Genomic DNA, 19,737 nt, shown 5'->3' with positions numbered 1-19,737 from the left:
ACGCCAGCTCCACCACGTTCCGATGGGTGTTCGCCACACCCTTCGGCACCCCACTCGAACCCGACGTGTACATCACGTACGCCAACTGGTCAGGATGGACGGCCACGTCGAGGGCCGCCGCGCCGTCCCCCTCCGGAACCGTCACGTCCTCCGTCAGCCGCAGCACCGGCAGGTCGCCGGCGAAGGCCGCCTCCCGCTCGTCGCGGTCGGTGAGGAGGAGTACGGCCCCGGTGTCGGCGAGGATGAACGCCCGCCGCTCCTCCGGCTGACGCGGGTCCAGCGGCACGTAGGCGCCACCCGCCTTGAGCACCGCGAGCATCGCGACGACGTAGGCGAGGGAGCGGTCCTGGAAGAGACCTACGGCGTCGCCGGGCCGGACGCCCCGGTCCCGCAGGCGGTGCGCCAGGACCGTGGCGGCCGAGTCCAGCTCGCGGTAGGTGAGTTCGCGTTCCCCGCACACCAGCGCAACGGCGTCCGGCGTCCGTGCGGCCTGGGCGGCGAACAACTCGTGCAGGGCGCCCTCGGGGAGCCGCACGGCGGTGCTGTTGTACGCGTCGATGTCGACGGCGGGAGCCAGGACGGAGTGCTGGTGAGACATCTTCTCGACACCATTCTCGAAGGTTCGGGCGGGTACGGGTCTCGCGGCGTGCCGGACATCCCGTACGGCCACGACTGGGAATCGCGTAGGTGGTGCTGAGGCGGGCTAGGCGGCGCCGGGGGCGGCCGGGGGCTGCTCCCACCGGTCCGGCAGGAGCAGGTCCTCCGGGGCCAGGGCGTTGACGTGGTACTTGCCGACCGCACTGGTCAGCATCCGCAGTTCGAGGGCGAGGGCTTCGACGAGCCGGGTCAGGCCGGCCTCGCGGTCCTCGTCGACGGCGAGCAGCGCGGCGCGGCCGAGGCCGACGGCGCGGGCGCCGAGGGCGAGGGCCTTGACGGCGCGGGTGCCCTCCCACATGCGTCCGCTGGCGAGGAGGCAGTGGTCGGTGCGGCCGACGCGGCGCAGGCAGTCGGCGAGGGGCAGGCCGACGTGGGTGAGGAAGCCGGTGGGGGCCCAGGCGGTGCCGCCCTCCGCGCCGTCGACGGTGACGGAGTCCGCGCCGGCCGCCCAGGCGGTGGCCGCGGCGTGGGCCACGTCCCGGCCGGGGTGGAGCTTCACCCATACCCGGGCCCGGGGGAAGTTGTTGCGCATGAGGCGGATCTGCTGACGCAGGATCTCCTCGGTGAAGGTGCCGGGGCTGGCGACCCGGAGCACCTGGCCGCTGCCGGCGCCGAACACCTCGTCGAGGGAGTACTGCTCGGCGACCTGGCCCGCGGTCTCCCGGTCGAGCAGGGTGAGCCCGCCGAGGCCGGGCTTGGCACCCTGGCCGACCTTGAGCTCGAAGGCGAGGCGGCCGGTGGCGAGCAGGGGCTCCGTGACGGGGTCGCTGTAGACGAGGTTCCAGACCTCGGCGTCGGCGTCCTCGGTGGACTGCTGGACGACGACGCCGCCGTGCTCGTCGTCGGCGGCCTCGGCGTAGGCGGCGATCCTGCCGAGCAGCGGGGAGGCACCGGCCTCGCCGGCGCTGCGGTAGCCGTTGACGGGGACGACGTTCTCGCCGATGACCAGGGGAATGCCGAGTGCTCCGGCCTGCCGCCCGGCGGCCTCGCCCAGGTCGTGGCTCGCTGCCCGGGTGGACCCGAAGGCCGACACGTAGAGCGGCAGCCGGCTGGTGAACCCGCCGACGACGGAGTCGAGTTCGACGTCGCTGTAGAGGGGTTCGCGGGCGAGGTCGATGAGCTTCTTCAGCCGCTCGGGCATGAAGACGGGCGGCACGATCCGGATCCGCTCCAGCAGGTCGTCCGGGTCGTACCCGGCCCGCTCCGAGGACGGGGCCGGAACGGCGCCGAGCAGTCCGGTGCCGTAGCCCGCCTCTGCGGGGAAGACGGCCCCGGCGCCGTGCCGGGCGCGCTGCCGGACCTGCTCCTCGGGAAAGCCGTCCGCGACGAGTGCGGTGCTCACGCCGACACCACCCCGGGGAGCTTCGGGTAGGCGCTGGCCTGCCAGGCGGCCTGCCGTCCGGTGACATAGCGGGTGAAGCGCTCCAGGCCGATGCCGAAGCCGGAACTGGCGGGGATGCCGCGGCGCGCCAGGTCCAGGTACCAGCCGTACTTGGCGGGGTTCTCGCCGGTCTCCCGCATGCGGGTGACGAGGGTGGCGTAGTCGTGCTCCCGCTCGCTGCCGCTGGCGAGCTCGCCGTACCCCTCGGGGGCGATGAGGTCGAAGTTCCGCAGTACACCCGGCTGTTCGGGGTTCTCCTTGTCGTAGAAGCCGCGGGATCCCTTGGGGTAGTCGGTGATGAAGAAGGGGCGGTCCGCGCGGGCGGAGACGATCTCCTCGCCCTGCCAGTCGATCTCGGCGGCGGGGTCCTGGGGGTGGCCCAGGCCGATCAGCTCGGTGGTGGCCTCCTGGTGGCCGACGCGTCCGAAGGCACTCGCGAAGATCCCGCGCAGGGCGGCGGTGTCCCGGCCGAGCAGGTCGAGTTCGGCCGGCATGCGGGACACGACCTCGGCGACGACATGGGTGACGAGCTGCTCGGCGAGGTCCATCGCGTCCTCGCGGCGGGCGTCGCGGATCTCGACGTCGATCTGGTGGAACTCGGCGAGGTGGCGGTGCGTGACGGCCGTTTCGAGGGGTTCGAGCCGGACGTTGGGGGCGATGTAGAAGATCTTGTCGAAGGCGAGGAGCGAGGCCTGCTTGTAGAGGATCGCGCTCGTCATCATCTTGTACTTGTGGCCGTAGAAGTCGACGTCCACCTGCTTGGAGCCGCGGATGCCGGGGTCGGTGACCGGACCGATGATGGGCGGCAGCAGCTCCTGGAAACCGCGGGCGGTCAGGAAGGCGCGGGTGGCGGTGAGCATGTGGCTCTGCACGCGCAGGGTGGCCCGGGTCAGCGGATCGGTCAGATGCGCGTCGGGCGAGGACGGGAACGGCAGGAGAGCCTCGTCCACGGCCTCGGCGATGGTGACGGTCATGGTCATACCTCCTGGAGGAGAGGGGCGTCGACGGGGGTGTGGTCGACGTCCTCGGTGCGGGTGTCGAGGTGGTCGTACCGGCGCTGCACGAAGGTCAGCGCGTCGTGGAGACCGGTCGCGGTGAGCCGGGCGCCGCTGCGTCCGGCGACCCGACCGATGGGCATGGCCCCGATGTTCGACCAGGTCAGGCGGCCCGCCGCGTCGATGTGGCTGCGGGAGCGGCCGGCGTTGTCGGGGTGCAGGCAGTAGGGGACGTCCAGGTAGCCGCGCTCGAAGGCCTTCAGGAGCGCGCTGCCGAGGTCGGTGTGCAGGTCGAGTACGGCGTCCACGAGGGCGCGGGCCTCCGCGTAGACGGGGTTGTCGGCCTCGTCGTCCCCCTCCTCGGCGCCCGCGGCCGCGGCGGCACGGCGGGCCGCCTCCGTCGCGATGCGCAGGGCGCGGACGTTCTCGGCGACGGTCGGGATGCGGTGGGCCTCGGCGGCGGTCTTCACGATGAGCCGCTGCCCGCCGGCCCGGACCGCGAGCTCGGCGGAGTCCACCAGGAGGGCGTGGGCTCCGCGCGTGGTCCGCGGGTAGACGCCCATGTAGGTGTAGACGACGACGTGCCAGTCGGTGTCCGGCAGGAGTTCGGACGCGAGCCGGCGCAGCGCGCGCACTGCCTGCCGGTCCTGCTCGGGGTTGGTCTGCTGGGCGTAGCTGAGCGAGACGGACCGCAGTCCCGCCCGGTGGAAGAAGAGTCCCTCCAGGGCGCTGATGGCGACGAGGAGTCCCGGCGGGCAGAGCTGGCCGAGCATGCAGCCGCCGAAGCTCTCCAGGTGGGGTTCCGCGCCGTCGGCGCGCAGGGCGGCCAACTGCCGGCAGGTCTCCGTCCAGTTGCGGACGGAGTCCTCCAGCGGGGTACGGCCGTAGGGCAGGCAGTACGAGACGGGTCCGCCCTCGGTCGCGGTGAGGCCGAGCCGGGCGAGGGCGGCGACGATCCGCTGCGGCCTGGCCGAGCCGTGCCGGACCTGGACGGGGAAGGTCTCGTCCGCGAGACCTTCCAGGACCCAGTGCGAGGTGCTCGGGCTGTAGGAGGTGAGGGGGTAGCCGTTGAGCGGGATGCCGTCGCCCAGGGCGCGGACGGCCGAGGGCTCGTCGCAGACCCGGGTGTAGCTGTCGATGGTGAGGGTGCCGGCGACGGCGTCCGTGGCGGCCTTGGTGGCCGCGAGCCCGGTCCTCATCCGGGCGGGCTCGGAGAAGCCCATGCGGGGCTGGACCACGAGGGCACCCCGCGCGTGGGCCGCGGCCACGAACCGGCCGAAGGACGTCACCCTGCCACCTCTTCGAGGGAGGCGGCGGAAGCCACCGGGGCCAGGCCGGCGGGGACGCGGTCGGCGGCCGCGGCGTCGTCGGCCGCGAGCGGGGCGGCCGGGCCGCGCTCGGCGTCCAGTCGGGCGATGAACGCCTCGAACGCGCCGAGGCCCGCGCCCTGGCCCTGCTCCGGGTCGTCCTGGAACACCGCGTCGAAGCCCGCCTCGCGGAGCCGGCGGCCGTGCCCGGCGCGCTGCTCGGTGCCGAGGACGCCCAGCTTGCCGCCGATGACGGCGGGCAGGCCCGCCAGCTCCCAGCGCGAGCGGATCGCCCGGATGAGCTGGTCGGCGTCCTGGAAGCCGTGGCCGTTGACGGTGCTGACCACGAGCAGGTCGGGCTGGTACTTGCCGCAGGATTCGACGATCTCGTCCTGGGGGACGCACGGGCCCAGGTTGATGACGTGGTGTCCCAGGTCCTCGATCAGCAGCTGGATGAATACGAGGTTCCAGGTGTGCGCATCGGACGGCAGTCCGGTGACAACGACGTCCAGCGGCCCGGATCGCTCTCGGGACGCCCATTCCGCAGTCTGCATCATCACTTCTTCGTCCACATCGTGGGATGACAAGTGGGAGAAGGAGGTCCTGGATCGCTCGGAACATCCCTTCGGCATCGATCGTAGGAACGCGGGACCGCGCCGACCGGCGCCCCGGGCGGCAGCCGGGCGGCAGTTGCCGGCGCCTGTCGCCGCCGCCCTCCCGGCCCGCCCTACAGTCGAAATCCGCCGCTCCGAAGCCCCGTGGGCCGGAGCGGAACGCGGGAGCACGCGCGTCCGAGAACCCTGAGGAGTGGACCCATGTCCCAGATCGCCCCCGCCGCGGAACTGGCCGCGGCCCTGCGCGACGTCATGACCGATGCCGACCGCCACGAGCCCCTGGGCGAGGCCAAGTTCGCCGTACTGGAGGCGGCGGTGCAGTTGATCGACGCCGACCGGCCGGAGCTGGCGGACCAGCCCCTGCTGCGCACGGAGCTGCTGCGCGAGGCGCTCGGCTCGGTACGGGCCGCCGCCGTCGCCACCGGCATCGCCGTCACCCGCGCCAACGAGGTGTCCCGCGTCCTCGTCTAGGACGCCACGCGCGGGGCCGGCCGCCGGGCAGGAGGCCCGGGCGGGCTGCCGCCCAACTGCCGCTCCGGCTGCCCGAACCGGCGGACACGGTCTCGTAGCGTCGAGGCACCGGTGCGGCACCGGATCCCCGTTCCACGGAACCCACAGAGGTGAAGCCATGGCAACCAATCCGTTCGACGACGCCGACGGCCGTTTCGTCGTCCTGGCCAACGACGAGGGCCAGCACTCGCTGTGGCCCGCCCGGATCCGCCGCCCTGAGGGCTGGCAGCTGGTCCGCGAGGAGGGCGGCAAGCAGGAGTGCGCCGAGTACATCGAGGCCAACTGGACGGATCTGCGGCCCCGTTCGGTGGTCGCCGCGATGGGCGGCTGACGACCGTCGCTCACACGCGGGGGCGGCGTCGGTACCGGGTTCCACGAACCCGTACCGACGCCGCCCCCGTCCGTTTCGGACCTGTGCCGCTCAGTTCTCGCCGACCACGCACCACTCCAGTACGGCCATCGCCGCGGTCATCTTGTGGTGGGCCTGCCGCCACGCGAGGCTGCGCTCGCCGTCGAGGACCTCGTCGGCGACCTCCTGGCCGCGCACGGCGGGCAGGTCGTGCAGGAAGACGGTGTCGGGACCGCTGTAGCGCTCGAAGAACGCGCGGTCGATGGCGAACCCCTCGAACGCCTCCAGCCAGTGGGGGTCGGCCTTCGGCACGCCCATGGTCTGCCAGCGGCTCGTGTAGACCGCGTCGACGGGGCCGTCGACCTCGGCCGGGTCGGTGATCCGGCGCACCTGGTGCTCGCCGCCGCTCAGTTCGTCCACGAGGTCCATGGTGCTCTTGGGCACCTCGTACCCCTCGGGGCTCAGCAGGGTGATCCGCAGCCCGGGGGTGAGCGCGCCGGCCAGTGCGAGGGCCGCGCCGGAGCTGTTGCCCTCGCCGACGACGAGCACATGGAGCCCGGCGAGCTTCCCGAAGTGCTCGGCGAGCGTGGTCAGGTCGGCGATCGCCTGGGTCGGGTGCTCGTCGAGGCTGAGGGCGTTCACCACCGCGAGGTCCGGGCTGCCGCCGAGGCGGCGCATCTCCGCCACGTCGCCGTTGGTGCGGACGACGAGCGCGTCGAGGTACTGGCCGAGGACCCTGCTGGTGTCCTCCACGGTCTCGCCGGTGGTCAGCTGGAGTTCGTCGGGACCGAAGGTGATGACGTCGGCGCCCAGCCGGGTGGCTCCGCTCCAGAACGAGGTCCGGGTCCGGGTGGACGACTTGCGGAAGTAGACACCGACCTGGCGTCCGGCCAGCGGCTTGTCGTCGACGCCGCCGGTGCCGAACTCGACGGCGCGGGCGACGATACGGGCGAGCTGCTCGGGCTTGAGGTCGGCGAGCGAGATCAGGTTGCGCATGGCGGACGGGCCTTTCTTCGAGGAGGGAGAGGAGGAAGCGGAAGGGAGCGGGAAGAGGAAGCGCAGGGAGAGCGGGGTCTGTTCAGGAGGAGACGAGGGCCGTCGCCGGTACGAGCGAGGCGGCGCGCTCGGCGGCGAGCCGGCGCACCAGGTTGAGCACCCCGAACCGCGGGGCTCCGTCCTCCTCGCCGGGAAGGCGTCGTACCAGACCGCGCAGCATCAGCGCGTGGACGTCGCGCACCACGGAGGCCGGGGTCGCGGACAGGCCGGCGGCGGCCTCGTCGGCGCTCCAGCCGTCGGGGAGGAGGCTCAGGTCACCGAGCAGCGCCGCGGGCCCGTCGTCGAGCCGGGCCACGGCCGCCGCGAGCAGCGCGGCGAGTCCCTCGCCACCCCCGTCGCCACCGGCGTCCCCGGTCACGTCGTCGACGACGTCGAGCGGCGTGCTGTGCGCGATCCGCAGCAGTTCCGCGGGAGAACGCAGCAGCAGCCAGGAGGCGGCCGCCTCCATCGCCCGCGGCACACCGTCGAGGGCCCGGCTGATCCGCGCCACCGTGCGCACCAGCGAGTCGCCGGGCATCAGGTCCGGGCGCATGTGACCGACGTACGACAGCATGAGCTCGACGGCGGGCTGCCCGGCGGTCAGGGAGGCGCCGGGCGCCGCGGCCCCGCCCGGGAACTCCGGGGGCTCCGGGGCGGGTACCGGCAGCGGGCCGAGCGGCAGCATCCGGTTGCCCGGGGTGCGGTGCGGCTCGCGCGTGGTGATCAGCACCTTGAGCCGCTCGCAGACGTGCAGCAGTTCCAGGAGCGGGGGCGTGAGGTGGGGGCCGGTGTCGTGGCCGTCGAGGACCAGCAGGGTGGCCCGGCCGCGTATCACGGAGGCGAGCTCGTCCAGCCCCCGGCCGCCGAGGGCCAGGGAGCGGGCCCAGCCCGTCAGCGCGGACCGCGGGCTGCGGGTCCCGGCGGGTCCGGCGGGCTGCGGTGCGGTCCCGGTCATGTCGACCCAGACGACGGGGGTCCGGTCGCGGCCGTGGAGCATCAGGGCGGCTTCCTGGGCCAGTCGTGTCTTGCCCACACCGGCCAGGCCCACCACGCTGAGGAGCCGCTCATGCTCGGTGGCCAACAGACTGGTCAGGGAGCGGAGTTCCTCGGTGCGGCCGACGAGTCTGCGCAACGGCTGGGGCGGCGGCGCAAGTTCGGCCCCGTACGCCTCGCGCATCACCGTGCCGGCCTCCGCCCCTTCGACGGCCAGCTCCAGGGCGGCGCGGCGGGCGTCGCTCAGCCGCATGGCGCCGGCGAGCAGCCGGAGCGTCTCCCGGCGCGGGTGCCGCACCCGTCCCTGCTCCAGATCCCGGATGGCCCGCACGCTGACGGTCGACAGGCCGGCCAGCTGCTCCTGGGTGATGCCGGCCCACTGCCGTGCCGCCCGCAGCTGCTCGGCGAGCCCGTCCGGCGATGCCTGTTCGGTCATGACCAGTCTCCTTGCTGCATGGGGGGTCCTCAGTCGCGAGGGCCGTGAAGGAGTCGGCCTCGTGGGTCATACGGTGGCGGGACCACTTACCGATCCCGTACCGCCTCGTTCCCGGGGGTCACGGGAACGGGCTAGGATCCGCAAACACCGGCGCCGAGGGCGTGGCCGGGAGACCTGGGGGGGTGCTCGCGGCAATGACCGCTGCCGAGGAGCAATCGCTGAGATTCAACGTGCTGGGCCCCCTCGAGGGCTGGGCCGACGGTTCCCGGCTGAGGCTGGGGGGCCTCATCCAGGAACGCGTGCTCGGTACGCTGCTCCTGGAGCCCGGAAGGGTCCTGACGATCGGCCGGCTCGTGGAGTCGGCCTGGGCCGAGGACCCGCCGGCGACCGCCTCGCACCAGGTCCGCAAGGCGGTCGCGGATCTGCGTCGGCGCATCCCCGCGGGCAGCGAGGTCATCGTCACCGACGGCCCCGGATACCGGGTGGCCCTCGCTCCGGAGCAGCTCGACCTGACGGAGTTCGGCAGTCTTGTGAAATCGGCCCGGGACGCCCCGGGCGAGGGCCGGACGGTCGACGCGGTGGAGGCGCTGCGCCGGGCCCTCGGCCTGTGGCGGGGCCCGATCCTGTCGGGGGCGGGCGGCCCGGTGATCGAGGCGGCGGCCACCGCGCTGGAGGAGCGCAGGCTCGCCGCCGCGGAGCAGCTCTTCGATCTCCGCCTCGGTCTCGGCGAGACGGCGGAACTCGTCGTCGATCTGCGGGATCTGGTGCAGGCGCATCCCCTGCACGAGTCGCTGCGCGCCCAGTTGATGCTCGCCCTGTACCGCTCGGGCCGGCAGGCGGAGGCCCTTGAGGAGTACAGCCGGGTCCGCGAGCTCCTGGTGGAGGAGCTGGGCGTCGACCCGGGCCCCCGGCTGACCAAGGTGTACGAGGGGATCCTGCGCGACAGCCCGGAGCTGGCCGCCCCCGTCCCCCCGCCCGTCGCGGCCCCGGTGGTCTTGACGGCGGCGGCGCCCACCGAGGCACCGTGCACCCTGCCGTACGACCTGGCGGACTTCACCGGCCGCGGTGACGAACTGCGGGAGCTGCTCGACTCGGCGGGCCGGGACTGCGCGCGGCATTCCCGGATCGTGTCCCTGGACGGCATGGGCGGCAGCGGCAAGACCTCTCTGGCCGTGCACGCGGCGCACTCGCTGGCCTCCGAGTTCCCCGACGGCCAGCTCTACATCGACCTGCGCGGCTACACGCCCGGCGAGCAGCCGGTGACCGCCGGCGGAGCGCTCGACAGCCTGTTACGCGCCCTGGGTGTGCCGGGCTCGCGCATTCCGGAGGACCTCGCGGGTCGTACGGCGCTGTGGCGGTCGACCGTCACCGGGAAGCGTCTGCTGCTGCTCCTCGACAACGCCGCCGACGCCGACGGCGTGCGACCGCTGCTGCCGACCACCCCGGGCTGCCTGGTCCTCGTCACCAGCCGGGCCCGGCTCGTGGACCTCGACTCGGCACAGTGGATCTCGATCGACGTGATGTCGCCGGCGGAGTGCGCGGCACTGATGGCGGAGACCCTGGGCGAACGGCGGTACGCGGCGGAGCCGGAGGCGGCGGCCGAACTGGCGCGGCTGTGCGGTCATCTTCCGCTGGCGCTGCGGATCGCGACCGCCCGGCTGCGCAACAGGCCGCGCTGGACGTTACGTTACCTGGCCGACCGGCTGCGCGACGAGACGCGCCGTCTGGACGAGCTGAGTTCGGGGCAGCGCAGCGTCGCCGCCACCCTGCGCCTGTCGTACCAGGCCCTGGAGCAGGACTGCCGGACCGCGTTCCGCAGCCTGGCACTGCATCCCGGCGGCGACCTCGACGTGTACGCGGCGGCCGCTCTCCTGGAGACCGATCCGGCCGACGCCGAGGACATCCTGGAACTCCTCCTGGACGTCCATCTGTTGCAGCAGCCGGAGATCGGCCTGTACACCTTCCACGACCTGGTGCGCAGTTTCGCGCAGAGCCTCAGGTCGACGGCGACGGAGGAGGACGACTCCGCGTCGACGCGCCGGCTGCTCGACTACTACCTGGCGGCGACGGAGTCGGCCTGCCAGGTGATGTTCCCGGGCCGGCGCCGCATCCCCACCGAGGTGGCGGAGGTGGAGGACGCGGACGCGTGGCTCATGCGGCTGCCGCGGTTCGCGGAGAGCGAGCAGGCCGAGCAGTGGTTCGCGCGGGAGCAGGGGTCCCTGCTCGGGACGGTGGGCCTGGCGGACCGGCTCGGACACGACCGCCACACCGTGTTCCTGAGCCGCAATCTGGCCTTCCAGCTCAGTGCGCGGGGCCAGTTGGAGGAGTTCCGCTCGATGGGGCTGCTGGCGGTGGCGGCCGCGCGCCGGCTCGGCGAACTGCCGCTGCTGGGTGTGAGCCTGTCCAATCTGGGTGTGGCGTGCTGGAAGCTGGGCCGTTTCGCCGAGGGCATCGAGGTGGCCACGGAGGGCCGGGACGTCGCCGAACGGCTGGGGGACGTCCAGACCTTGGCCCACAGCGAGGGCGCCCTCGGCCAGCTGAACAGTCTGCTCGGCCGGTTCCCGCAGGCGCTGTCCCATCTGGAGAAGTCGATCGCGCACCAGCGGGAGCTGGGCGCCAGCCGGGCGGAGGCCGAGAGCCTCACCCTGCTCAGCACGTTGTACGAGCAGTGGGGGCGGCACGAGGAGGCGGCGTCGGCGGCCCGTCGGGCGATCGCGCTCTGCGACGAACTGGGCCAGCACGAGAACAAGTTGGTGGCCTTCACGGACCTGGCGTTCGCCCACGCCTGCCTCGGCGACAACGAGGCCGCCGACTTGTCCCTCGCGCGGGCGCGTGCGCTGTGCACCGAGAACAGCGACCCGGGGCAGGTGGCCCTGGCCCTCGCGCTGCTCGCGGAGGTCGCCCAGCGTCTCGGCAGGGACGATCAGGCCGTCCGGTACGCGGACCGAGCCATGGAAACCATCGGGCCAAACGTTTCTCCACTGCGCCGGGCCAAGGTCGAGAACACCGTCGGCCGCTATCTCTACAAGCGCAAGGAGTACGTGGCGGCGCTCGGGCTGCACGAGAGCGCCCACGAGGTGGCGCACTCCCTCGACTTCCGCATCGAGATGGCCTACGCCCTGTCCGGCATGGCCCGCGCCCAGGCCGCCCTCGGCCTCTCGGAGGAGGCGGCGCGCAACGAGCGCTCGGCGGAGGACCTGTTCGGCGAGATGGGCGTCCCGGCGGAACGCCGTCGCAGCTGACGTCACCGACGTGGCCGACGTGGCCGGGCCGGCGACGTGGCCGACGTACGGGCGGGGAATCAGGCGGCGAAGACGCTCTGACCGCCGGCGGCGGGCGCGCCCTTGCCGATCACCGTCGGGCCCTGGTCGTCGGTGGCACCCGCCTGGACGACCCCGGACCCGATGACGGTCGGACCCTGGTCATCGGTCGCGCCGACCCGAACCACGCCACCCTTGCCGATCACCGTCGGGCCCTGGTCGTCGGCCTGGACCTGCACGCCGGCCGGCCGGCTCTGCCCGTGACCCGTCTCCACCGTGATCCCGAGCCCGAGGGCGAGAGCGGCGGCGACGACGATCCCGGCGAGTCCAGTCGACTTGCGTCCCATGGCCTATCCCCTTTACGTGGTTTCTTCGGTTCTGCTTCCCGACACCACGTACTCTCCGGCGACCCGTTCCCGGACCGTTCCCGAGCCGATACCGCCTTCCGGCAGGGCACGGGAACGCACCCGGGAACGCCAGGTCAGCCCGGGTACAACCGTCCTACCGAATCCCGCTCGGCCCGCCCCGTACGACCCCGGCGACCCCGGCGACCCCGGCGGCCCCGGCGGCCCCGGCGGCCCCGCTCAGCCCACTCCTCCCGGCCCCGGCTCGCGCGCGAACACGGTCGCGCCGCCGCCCAGCCGGCAACTGACCACCCGTGGCCCCCGCTCGGTGAGGACCACCGTGGTACACGCGCGCCCGGATCCGATGTCCGCCAGGTCGAGCAGCGCGCGCACGGTTGCGCGCAGCGCGGCGGCCTCTTCCTCGTCGGGCCCGGCACGGTCGGGCAAGGGCCGGCCGGGACCGCGCAGCGCCCTGATGTCCACCACGGTGTGCATGCTGTTGTCGCTGACGGTCTCGACGGTGAACCCGGGCCCGTCCCAGGACCCCTCTCCGTCCGTACGGGCATCCGGCAGGCCCGCGCGTTCACCCTCGACCGACCGCTCGATGGCGGACAGCTCCTGAAGGATGTGGCGCAGCCCCTCGGCCACGTCGATCCGGTCCGGGGGATGTTTCATCGAAAGACTCCTCCTGCAGAGAACTACTCCGCCAGAGTCGAGCGCCCCGATACCGTTTCTCTCCCGCTCCGGTCCCGCCGTACGGGCCGGGCCCCCCGCGTGCTCAGCCGGTGACCGGCAGCACGTCCGGGGAGAGGGCCCCCGCACGGGCCGAGGCGGAGGTCATCCGGCGCCGGTGGTGGCGCCGGCACAGCACCTCGTAACCGATCTCCTCGGCCGGGCGGTTCACGTCGCCGACGACCACCTGCTCGCCCTCGACGACCATCACGCCGCCCACCGTGCGGGCGTTGTGGGTGGCGCGGGCGCCGCACCAGCACAGCGCCTCGACCTGGAGCTGCTCGATGCGGTCCGCCAGCTCGATGAGCCGCTGCGAGCCGGGGAAGAGCTTGGTCCTGAAGTCGGTGGTGATGCCGAAGGCGAAGACGTCGAGACCGAGGTCGTCGACGACCCGGGCGAGCTGGTCGATCTGCTCCGGGGCGAGGAACTGGGCCTCGTCGACGATCACGTAGTCGGCCTTGCCGCCCTGGGAGAGCTGGGCGACGAGGTACGCGTACAGGTCCATGCCCTGCGGCGCCTCGACCGCCTCCGTCACCAGACCGAGCCGGGAGGAGAGCTTGCCCTCGCCCGCCCGGTCGTCACGGGTGAAGATCACGCCCTGGAGCCCTCGCGCGTCACGGTTGTGGGCGATCTGGAGGGCCAGGGTGCTCTTCCCGCAATCCATGGTTCCGGAGAAGAAGACCAGCTCGGGCATGACGGGACGGGGACCTTTCAGGTCGTGGAGGGGGACGGGCTTCCGGGGGGCCGGGGTTCCGGAGGGTTCAGGAGCGGACTTCGAGCAGCGGGACGAGCTGCTCCGCAGAGGTCATGGATCCGTGCATGCCTGCCATCGCGGACTCGTGAGGCTCGTTCACGGAGGCGGTGATCGCCACGTCGTCGTGGGCCGCGGCGACGACGTCGCCGATCCGCCCGTACACGCGCTCGTCGATGTCGTCCCCGAACCAGCCGAGCGAGATCGCCTCATCGCGGCTCGCGACCCAGAACTGCTCGCCGATCACCTCGCGCCAGCAGGTGAGGACGTCCGCCTCGGCGCCGGGCACGGCGTAGACATGCCGGGCACGTCCCTCGCCGCCCAGGAGGGCGACGCCCGCGCGGAGCTCCCAGTCCTCGTCGAAGTCGATGCGGTGCTGCTCGTCGAAGGGGATGTCCACCATGCCGTGGTCGGCCGTGACGTACAGCGCCGAGCGGGGCGGCAGCTGCTCGGCGAGCCGCTGCACGAGCCGGTCGACGAACATCAGCTGGCCGCGCCAGGCGTCGGAGTCGATGCCGAAGCGGTGGCCGGCGCCGTCGAGTTCGCTGTAGTACGTGTAGACCAGCGAGCGGTCGCCGGCGGCGAGCTGCTCGGCGGCGAAGTCCATGCGCTCCTCGCCGGAGAGCCGCCCGTGAAACGTTCCGCCGCTGAGCGCGACCTTGGTGAGCGGGGTCTGCTCGAAGATCGGGGAGGAGACCTGGGCGGTGTGGATCCCGGCCTTGTGGGCGAGCTGGAAGACGGTGGGGTACGGCTGCCAGACGTGCGGCGCGGTCCACGGCTTCCAGCGGAGCTGGTTCATCAGCTCGCCGGTGTCGGGGTTGCGCACGGTGTAGCCGGGCAGCCCGTGCGTACCGGGGTAGCGGCCGGTGCCGACCGAGGCGAGCGAGGTCGCCGTGGTCGCGGGGAAGCCGGCGGTGATCGGACGGCCGGTGCCCCCGCGCGAGGAGCCGAGGAGCGAGGTCAGAAAGGGGGCCTCGTCCGGGTGGGCCTTGATCTGCTCCCAGCCCAGCCCGTCGATCAGGAAGACGCAGTTGCGGTCGGCCGGGGAGAGCTCGGCGATCCGGGCGTCGAACCCGGGCACGTCCTGACCGGCGACGAGCGTCGGCAGCACGTCACCGAGCGAGCCGAAGGTGTACTCGGGGACCGGAGCGGTGTCCGGGGCGAGCGGAACCGGGTCGTCGGGCCAGCCGTGGGTCACGGCGGTCGGCTGCACCATCAGCGGGTGGGGGCGGCGGTGGCCGCGATGGCTTCGGACAGGGCCTGGGCGAAGACGAGGGTCTGCCGGACGGTGTCCGGGCCGTCCCCGGCCTCGCTCACCCGGAGGCTGAGGTCGTCGGCGGTGGCGTTGCCCGTGTAACCGTGGTCGGCGTCGCAGTTCGCGTCGCCGCAGGCGGCGGGCTCCAGGTCGATGCGGGAGACGGCGCCCCAGCCGATGGTGAGGACCACCTCGCGGGGCAGCGTGCCGGGGGTGTACGACTCCGGGTTGGCGACGACACGGCTCACGACGACCGACGAGATCCGGTCGAGCTTCACGGACTCGGTGGACGTCGTGGCGTACGGCGTCGGGGAGCTGGTGTCCGCGGCCTGCTCGTCGGTGTGGCTGACGATGAAGCGGTGCGGCGTCAGGACGAGGACGGTGACATGGCGCCGGACCTCGTTGGCGTCGAACGTGGTCTCCTGGTGCACGACGTACGACGCGACGGCCTCGCCGCCGACAGCGGCCTCCACCGCCTCGGCCACGAGGGCCGGGTAGTAGCCGCTGCGCTCGATCGCCGCGCGCAGCCCCTGGGTCGTCGTACCGGTCTTCGCCATGGACTCCATCCTACGGGGCTGTCGGCCCCCCTCAGGCCCTTCAGTAACTCGGCAGGCTGCGCGGGCCGAGGTCGGTGCGGGGCGGCGGCGGGGCCAGCCGGACGGTGGCGCCGAGGACGGACAGCCCGCGCGGCGCCACGACCACCGGCTCCAGGGAGACGGCGACCACCTCGGGGTGGTCGTCGACCAGGCGGGACACCCGGAGCAGGACCTCTTCGAGGGCCGGGGTGTCGACGGGGGCGGAGCCGCGCCAGCCGAACAGCAGCGGGGCCGTGCGGAGGGACCGGACCAGTTCGGCGACGTCCCGGTCGGTGGCCGGCACCAGCCGGTGGGCCGTGTCGCCGAGCAGCTCGGACGCCGCTCCCGCGAGGCCGAAGGAGAGGACGGCGCCGACGGCCGGGTCGATGGCGGAGCGGACGACGGTGTCGACCCCACGGGGCACCATCGCCTGGACGACCGGCTGGAGCTCCTCGGGCTTGCCGAGAACCTCGGTCAGCTCGGCGTAGGCCGTCCGGAGCTGTTCCTCGGACGCCAGATCGAGCCGTACGCCCCCGAGGTCGGGGCGGTGGCGGAGGTGGGGCGCGGTCGTCTTGAGGGCCACCGGGTAACCGAGCCGGCCGGCGGCCGCGACGGCGGCGTCGGGGGCGGGGGCGGGCAGCGTGGGCAGGACGGTGATGCCGTACCGGGCGAGCAGCTCCCCCGCCTGCGCGGTGTCGAGGGTCACACCGCGCGGGTCGGCGTCGTCGCCGCCGAGCACCCGCTCGATGAGCGCGGCGGCCGCCGCCTCGTCGATGTCGTCGTACTCGGGCACCCGCCCGGGATCGGCGGCCTGACGCCGCCACTGCCCGTACCGGACGGCCTCGGCCAGCGCCCGCACGGCCCGCTCGGCGGCGGGGTAGGAGGGGATGGTGGCGGGCGGGGCGGGGACGGACGCGGGGGCCGGGTCGCCCTCGGCGCCGACGGCAGCGGTGCCGGACGCGGGGGCCGGTGCCGCTGCGGGCGGGGTCGCTCCCGGGACGCCGGGGGCGGACACGGCGGCGCCCGTTCCCTGGCCGGACGGTCCGGGGCCGGCCGTCCGGGTGGCGGGCCGGAGGCCGCCGGGCCCTGCCCCGGGCTCGGACCCCGGGGCGGTCGGGAGTCCGGTCGGCCGGGGTCCCGAGGCGGTGGCCGCAGCGCGTCCCGGTGCCGTCGGGCGCGTGCTCGTGGCGACCGCGAGGGCCTCCGCGAGGCCGCCCATCTCGACATGGACGACGACGACCGGCTTCGTGGGGGCCGGGGCGGAGGCGACGGCCTCGCGGAGGGAGGCCGCGAGGACCTCTCCGTCGCCGAACTCGGTGGCGCCGTTCTCGCCGACCCAGGGGATCGCGTTCACGACGACCGCGTCGGACGTCTCGTCCGCGAGCGCCGCCACGAGGGCGTCCCGGAAGTCCGCCGGCTCCGCCGCCGTGGTGAGGTCGAGCGGTCGCAGCGGGCGCAGCCCCTCCGTCAGGCAGGCGTCGTACGTGAGAAGGCCGAGGGACTCGGAGTTGCCGAGGATCGCGACCCGGGGCCCGGCGGGCAGCGGCTGGGCGGCGAGCAGCAGTCCGGCGTCCACCAGCTCGGTGACGGTGTCGACGCGGATGACGCCGGCCTGGCGGAGCAGCGCGGAGACCGTGGCGTGCGGGATGCGGGTGACGGGCACCCGGTGTCCGGGCGGCGCGCTGCCGCTGTGCCGGGCCCCCTTGACGACGACGACCGGCTTGACGGCGGCGGTGCGGCGCGCGAGCCGGGTGAACTTCCGGGGGTTGCCGATCGACTCCAGGTAGAGCAGGACGACGTCGGTGCCGGGATCGTCGTACCAGTGCTGGAGGAAGTCGTTGCCGGAGACGTCGGCGCGGTTGCCGGCCGAGATGAAGGAGGAGAGCCCGGCGCCCCGCCGGTGCAGTCCTGCGAGGAGGGCGATGCCGATCGCGCCGGACTGGGTGAAGAGCCCGATCCGACCGGCGGCCGGCATCTGCGGGGCGAGGGAGGCGTTGAGCCGGACGTCGGCGGTGGTGTTGATGATCCCGAAGGCGTTCGGCCCGATGATCCGCATGCCGTACGAGCGTGCCTGCCGGACCAGCTGACGCTGCCGCTCGCGCCCGTCCGCCCCGCTCTCGGCGTATCCGGCGGAGAGGACGACCAGGCCCTGGACGCCGTGCTCGCCGCAGTCGGCGACGACTTCCGGCACCCGTTCGGCGGGGACGGCGACGATCGCGAGGTCGACGGGCTCGCCGATGGCCGCGACGGAGGGGTGGGCGGGGACGCCGTCGAACTCGACGGGCCCGTCGTTCCCGGCGAGCGCGGCGTTGACCGCGTACACGCGTCCGGCGAACCCGGCCCCGAGGAGGTTGCGCAGGACGGTCCGGCCGACGCCGCCGGGTGTGCGTCCGGCGCCGACGACGGCGACGGACCGGGGCGTGAGGAGGCGCTGCACGGAGCGGGCCTCGGCACGCTGCTCCCGTGCGCGCTGGACGGCGAGGGAGCGGTCGGTGGGTTCGAGGTCGAGGTGGAGCCGTACGGACCCGTCCTCGAAACTGCGCTTCTGGGTGTAGCCCGCGTCGGTGAACACCTTGATCATCTTGGTGTTGGCGGGGAGCACCTCGGCGGCGAAGCGCCGGATGTCCCGCTCGCGCGCGACGGCCGCGATGTGTTCGAGCAGGGCGGAGGCGACGCCGCGTCCCTGGTGGGCGTCCTGGACGAGGAAGGCGACCTCGGCCTCGTCGGCCGGTGCGGAGGCGGGCATGCCCCGGTCGTCGATGCGGTCGTAGCGCACGGTGGCGATGAACTCGCCGCCCACGGTCGCCGCGAGGCCGACCCGGTCCACGAAGTCGTGGTGCGTGAATCGGTGCACGTCCTTGGCGGACAGCCGCGGGTAGGGGGCGAAGAAGCGGTAGTACTTCGACTCGTCCGAGACCTGCTCGTAGAAGCTGACGAGGCGGTCGGCGTCGTCGGCCGTGATGGGCCGGATGCGTGCGGTGCCGCCGTCGCGGAGCACCACGTCCGCTTCCCAGTGGTCGGGGTAGTCGTGCTCCGGCAGCTGGTCCGACGCGCTCTGCATGGGGTCAGCCTACGGCCGCTGCACGGCGGTGGCACGGGTCGCGGCACGGCGATGACACCGGCCGCGACACGGCGGCGGCACCGCTCGCGCGGCGGAGGTCGGCCGTGCAAGGTAGGGAGCACGCCGCGCACGGCGGGGAGGGCCGAACGGCGGTCCGATCCGGGCCGAAGGTCGGCGCGAGCACGCAGCATCCCGTGAGAGACTGGTCTAGACAACCCGCTTGAGACTTGAAGGGCAACACCATGGCTGAGCGCCGCGTCAACGTCGGCTGGGCCGAGGGCCTGCACGCCCGCCCCGCGTCCATCTTCGTCCGTGCCGCCACGGCTTCCGGCGTTCCGGTGACGATCGCCAAGTCCGACGGCACCCCGGTGAACGCCGCCTCCATGCTCGCGGTGCTCGGCCTGGGCGCGCAGGGCGGCGAGGAGATCGTCCTCGCCTCGGAGGCCGACGGCGCCGAGGCCGCGCTGGACCGTCTGGCGAAGCTGGTCGCCGAGGGTCTGGACGAGCTTCCCGAGACCGTCTGATCCGGGTCGTCCCCCTCTGTACGACGAAAAGGCCGTGACCGCCGGAATTCCGGTGGTCACGGCCTTTCGCTTTTCCACTGCCCCTCTTTCGGGCAGCACGAAGCAACGGCGCCGAATTCCTATTCCATGTATACGATGCGCGCGTTAATTCCGGGAACCCGCCGTGTTGACTGCATGTTGCGAAACCCTCACACGACCGCGGTCCTGCCGCTTGAGGCGGTGCAGCGACTGCGAGCGCTCCGCGTGCAGCGCGGTCAGCGTCCGCGCCCGCTCGGCGTCCCCGCGCGCCACGGCGTCCACGATCGCGCCGTGCTCGGCCCAGGCGTCCACCGGCCGCTCGGGCTCCTCGACCGCGTACATCCAGGCGATCTTGTGCCTCAGCTGGGTCAGCAGCGCCGTCAGGGCCGGGCTGCCGGAGGCCTGCGCGAGCGTCTCGTGGAACCAGCCTCCGAGGGAGCGCAGATCCTCGCCCTGCCCGCGCCTGGCCCGCTCCTGCCCCAGCCTGACCAGGCCGCGCAGCACCTTGAGATGAGCCTCCGTGCGCCGCTGGGCGGCGCGGGCCGCCCCCAGCGGTTCGAGCAGCGCCCGCATGTCCAGCAGATCGGCCGCCTCCTGCTCGGTGGGCTCGGCGACATGCGCCCCGGCGTGGCGGCGGGAGACGACGAAACCCTCGGACTCCAGGGTGCGCAGGGCCTCGCGGACCGGGACGCGGGAGACCCCGTACCGGCGGGCCAGCTGATCCTCGGTCAGCCGGCTGCCCCGCTCGAAGACGCCGGAGACGATGTCGTCCCGGATCGCCGTGCATACCGAGTGCGCGGGAATGCGCATGTCCGACCTCCGCCTTGGTCTGCGCGAGTCAATTCCGACGGCGCCTGTTCTGCGCCCGATCTGCGACTCTATTGCAGCGCGCCGGAATTTCCGATGCCCCGGTGGAATATCGAGGTCCCACGACCGACGA

At 73.3% G+C, this 19,737-nt stretch carries 18 protein-coding genes; 4 read left to right on the top strand and 14 right to left on the bottom strand.

The window, feature by feature from the left end; all coding sequences use genetic code 11:
• From IF00_RS0135670 to IF00_RS0135650, 5 genes are all read right to left on the bottom strand, one after another.
• Positions 1-598, bottom strand: a 598-nt coding sequence (locus tag IF00_RS0135670) for an AMP-binding protein (protein ID WP_030325427.1), incomplete at its 3' end; no start/stop codon positions are given.
• Positions 599-703: 105 nt separating this feature from the next.
• The gene (locus IF00_RS0135665; RefSeq protein ID WP_030325426.1) at positions 704-1,999 is read right to left on the bottom strand and encodes a glutamate synthase-related protein; all 1,296 of its coding nucleotides are present in this window, start codon (positions 1,997-1,999) and stop codon (positions 704-706) included.
• Entirely contained in the window at positions 1,996-3,018 is a 1,023-nt protein-coding gene (locus IF00_RS0135660) for an asparagine synthetase A (RefSeq protein WP_037639842.1), read from the bottom strand. Before IF00_RS0135660 ends, IF00_RS0135665 begins: the two co-directional genes overlap by 4 nt.
• Positions 3,015-4,322 (bottom strand): methylaspartate mutase, encoded by a 1,308-nt coding sequence (locus tag IF00_RS0135655; RefSeq protein ID WP_051820782.1) that lies wholly within the window; start codon positions 4,320-4,322, stop codon positions 3,015-3,017. Before IF00_RS0135655 ends, IF00_RS0135660 begins: the two co-directional genes overlap by 4 nt.
• On the bottom strand, positions 4,319-4,894 hold the full coding sequence (locus IF00_RS0135650; RefSeq protein ID WP_078944987.1) for a cobalamin B12-binding domain-containing protein: 576 nt from the start codon (positions 4,892-4,894) through the stop codon (positions 4,319-4,321). The genes IF00_RS0135655 and IF00_RS0135650 overlap by 4 nt, the downstream gene beginning before the upstream one ends.
• 261 nt (positions 4,895-5,155) lie before the next feature.
• Between IF00_RS0135650 and IF00_RS0135645 the strand changes: the two genes are divergently transcribed.
• Both IF00_RS0135645 and IF00_RS0135640 read left to right on the top strand, forming a co-directional pair.
• Positions 5,156-5,425, top strand: a complete 270-nt coding sequence (locus IF00_RS0135645) for a hypothetical protein (protein ID WP_030325419.1) — start codon at positions 5,156-5,158, stop codon at positions 5,423-5,425.
• A gap of 157 nt (positions 5,426-5,582) precedes the next feature.
• Positions 5,583-5,795, top strand: a complete 213-nt coding sequence (locus tag IF00_RS0135640) for an MbtH family protein (protein WP_030325418.1) — start codon at positions 5,583-5,585, stop codon at positions 5,793-5,795.
• 90 nt (positions 5,796-5,885) lie between these two features.
• Here the strand turns inward: IF00_RS0135640 and IF00_RS0135635 are convergent, their stop codons facing one another.
• Both IF00_RS0135635 and IF00_RS41800 read right to left on the bottom strand, forming a co-directional pair.
• The gene (locus IF00_RS0135635) at positions 5,886-6,809 is read right to left on the bottom strand and encodes an ornithine carbamoyltransferase (RefSeq protein ID WP_030325416.1); all 924 of its coding nucleotides are present in this window, start codon (positions 6,807-6,809) and stop codon (positions 5,886-5,888) included.
• 82 nt (positions 6,810-6,891) lie between these two features.
• Positions 6,892-8,277, bottom strand: a complete 1,386-nt coding sequence (locus tag IF00_RS41800; protein WP_051820781.1) for a helix-turn-helix domain-containing protein — start codon at positions 8,275-8,277, stop codon at positions 6,892-6,894.
• Positions 8,278-8,471: 194 nt separating this feature from the next.
• Between IF00_RS41800 and IF00_RS0135625 the strand changes: the two genes are divergently transcribed.
• On the top strand, positions 8,472-11,519 hold the full coding sequence (locus tag IF00_RS0135625) for an AfsR/SARP family transcriptional regulator (RefSeq protein ID WP_030325413.1): 3,048 nt from the start codon (positions 8,472-8,474) through the stop codon (positions 11,517-11,519).
• Positions 11,520-11,578: 59 nt separating this feature from the next.
• On the opposite strand, the gene IF00_RS0135620 is transcribed toward IF00_RS0135625, so the two are convergent.
• The 6 genes from IF00_RS0135620 to IF00_RS0135595 form a co-directional block, all read right to left on the bottom strand.
• On the bottom strand, positions 11,579-11,884 hold the full coding sequence (locus tag IF00_RS0135620) for a hypothetical protein (protein ID WP_030325412.1): 306 nt from the start codon (positions 11,882-11,884) through the stop codon (positions 11,579-11,581).
• Positions 11,885-12,121: 237 nt separating this feature from the next.
• On the bottom strand, positions 12,122-12,556 hold the full coding sequence (locus IF00_RS46280) for a hypothetical protein (RefSeq protein ID WP_051820780.1): 435 nt from the start codon (positions 12,554-12,556) through the stop codon (positions 12,122-12,124).
• A gap of 103 nt (positions 12,557-12,659) precedes the next feature.
• Positions 12,660-13,307, bottom strand: coding sequence for a thymidine kinase (locus IF00_RS0135610; protein ID WP_030325409.1), 648 nt, complete (start codon positions 13,305-13,307; stop codon positions 12,660-12,662).
• 67 nt (positions 13,308-13,374) lie between these two features.
• Positions 13,375-14,580, bottom strand: a complete 1,206-nt coding sequence (locus tag IF00_RS0135605) for an alkaline phosphatase family protein (RefSeq protein WP_030325408.1) — start codon at positions 14,578-14,580, stop codon at positions 13,375-13,377.
• On the bottom strand, positions 14,580-15,176 hold the full coding sequence (locus IF00_RS0135600; RefSeq protein ID WP_030325407.1) for a DUF5998 family protein: 597 nt from the start codon (positions 15,174-15,176) through the stop codon (positions 14,580-14,582). Before IF00_RS0135600 ends, IF00_RS0135605 begins: the two co-directional genes overlap by 1 nt.
• Before the next feature lie 40 nt (positions 15,177-15,216).
• Positions 15,217-18,255, bottom strand: coding sequence for a bifunctional acetate--CoA ligase family protein/GNAT family N-acetyltransferase (locus IF00_RS0135595; RefSeq protein WP_030325398.1), 3,039 nt, complete (start codon positions 18,253-18,255; stop codon positions 15,217-15,219).
• 242 nt (positions 18,256-18,497) lie between these two features.
• Between IF00_RS0135595 and IF00_RS0135590 the strand changes: the two genes are divergently transcribed.
• Positions 18,498-18,779, top strand: a complete 282-nt coding sequence (locus tag IF00_RS0135590; protein ID WP_015036698.1) for an HPr family phosphocarrier protein — start codon at positions 18,498-18,500, stop codon at positions 18,777-18,779.
• Between the two features lie 144 nt (positions 18,780-18,923).
• Here IF00_RS0135590 and IF00_RS0135585 read toward each other — a convergent pair whose 3' ends face one another.
• The gene (locus IF00_RS0135585) at positions 18,924-19,607 is read right to left on the bottom strand and encodes a GntR family transcriptional regulator (protein WP_030325395.1); all 684 of its coding nucleotides are present in this window, start codon (positions 19,605-19,607) and stop codon (positions 18,924-18,926) included.
• Positions 19,608-19,737: the final 130 nt, after the last annotated feature.

Origin of the sequence: Streptomyces flavochromogenes (assembly GCF_000717595.1) — a bacterium.
GTDB lineage: Bacteria > Actinomycetota > Actinomycetes > Streptomycetales > Streptomycetaceae > Streptomyces > Streptomyces flavochromogenes.
The sequence above is the reverse complement of the archived record's forward strand: the minus strand, read 5'-3'. Positions and strand labels throughout refer to the sequence as shown.

Coding starts and splice junctions, on each gene's coding strand:
- IF00_RS0135660 (WP_037639842.1), bottom strand. CDS start 3,018: ATGACCATGACCGTCACCATCGCCGAGGCCGTGGACGAGGCTCTCCTG.
- IF00_RS0135650 (WP_078944987.1), bottom strand. CDS start 4,894: ATGCAGACTGCGGAATGGGCGTCCCGAGAGCGATCCGGGCCGCTGGAC.
- IF00_RS0135645 (WP_030325419.1), top strand. CDS start 5,156: ATGTCCCAGATCGCCCCCGCCGCGGAACTGGCCGCGGCCCTGCGCGAC.
- IF00_RS0135640 (WP_030325418.1), top strand. CDS start 5,583: ATGGCAACCAATCCGTTCGACGACGCCGACGGCCGTTTCGTCGTCCTG.
- IF00_RS0135635 (WP_030325416.1), bottom strand. CDS start 6,809: ATGCGCAACCTGATCTCGCTCGCCGACCTCAAGCCCGAGCAGCTCGCC.
- IF00_RS41800 (WP_051820781.1), bottom strand. CDS start 8,277: ATGACCGAACAGGCATCGCCGGACGGGCTCGCCGAGCAGCTGCGGGCG.
- IF00_RS0135625 (WP_030325413.1), top strand. CDS start 8,472: ATGACCGCTGCCGAGGAGCAATCGCTGAGATTCAACGTGCTGGGCCCC.
- IF00_RS0135620 (WP_030325412.1), bottom strand. CDS start 11,884: ATGGGACGCAAGTCGACTGGACTCGCCGGGATCGTCGTCGCCGCCGCT.
- IF00_RS46280 (WP_051820780.1), bottom strand. CDS start 12,556: ATGAAACATCCCCCGGACCGGATCGACGTGGCCGAGGGGCTGCGCCAC.
- IF00_RS0135610 (WP_030325409.1), bottom strand. CDS start 13,307: ATGCCCGAGCTGGTCTTCTTCTCCGGAACCATGGATTGCGGGAAGAGC.
- IF00_RS0135605 (WP_030325408.1), bottom strand. CDS start 14,580: ATGGTGCAGCCGACCGCCGTGACCCACGGCTGGCCCGACGACCCGGTT.
- IF00_RS0135600 (WP_030325407.1), bottom strand. CDS start 15,176: ATGGCGAAGACCGGTACGACGACCCAGGGGCTGCGCGCGGCGATCGAG.
- IF00_RS0135595 (WP_030325398.1), bottom strand. CDS start 18,255: ATGCAGAGCGCGTCGGACCAGCTGCCGGAGCACGACTACCCCGACCAC.
- IF00_RS0135590 (WP_015036698.1), top strand. CDS start 18,498: ATGGCTGAGCGCCGCGTCAACGTCGGCTGGGCCGAGGGCCTGCACGCC.
- IF00_RS0135585 (WP_030325395.1), bottom strand. CDS start 19,607: ATGCGCATTCCCGCGCACTCGGTATGCACGGCGATCCGGGACGACATC.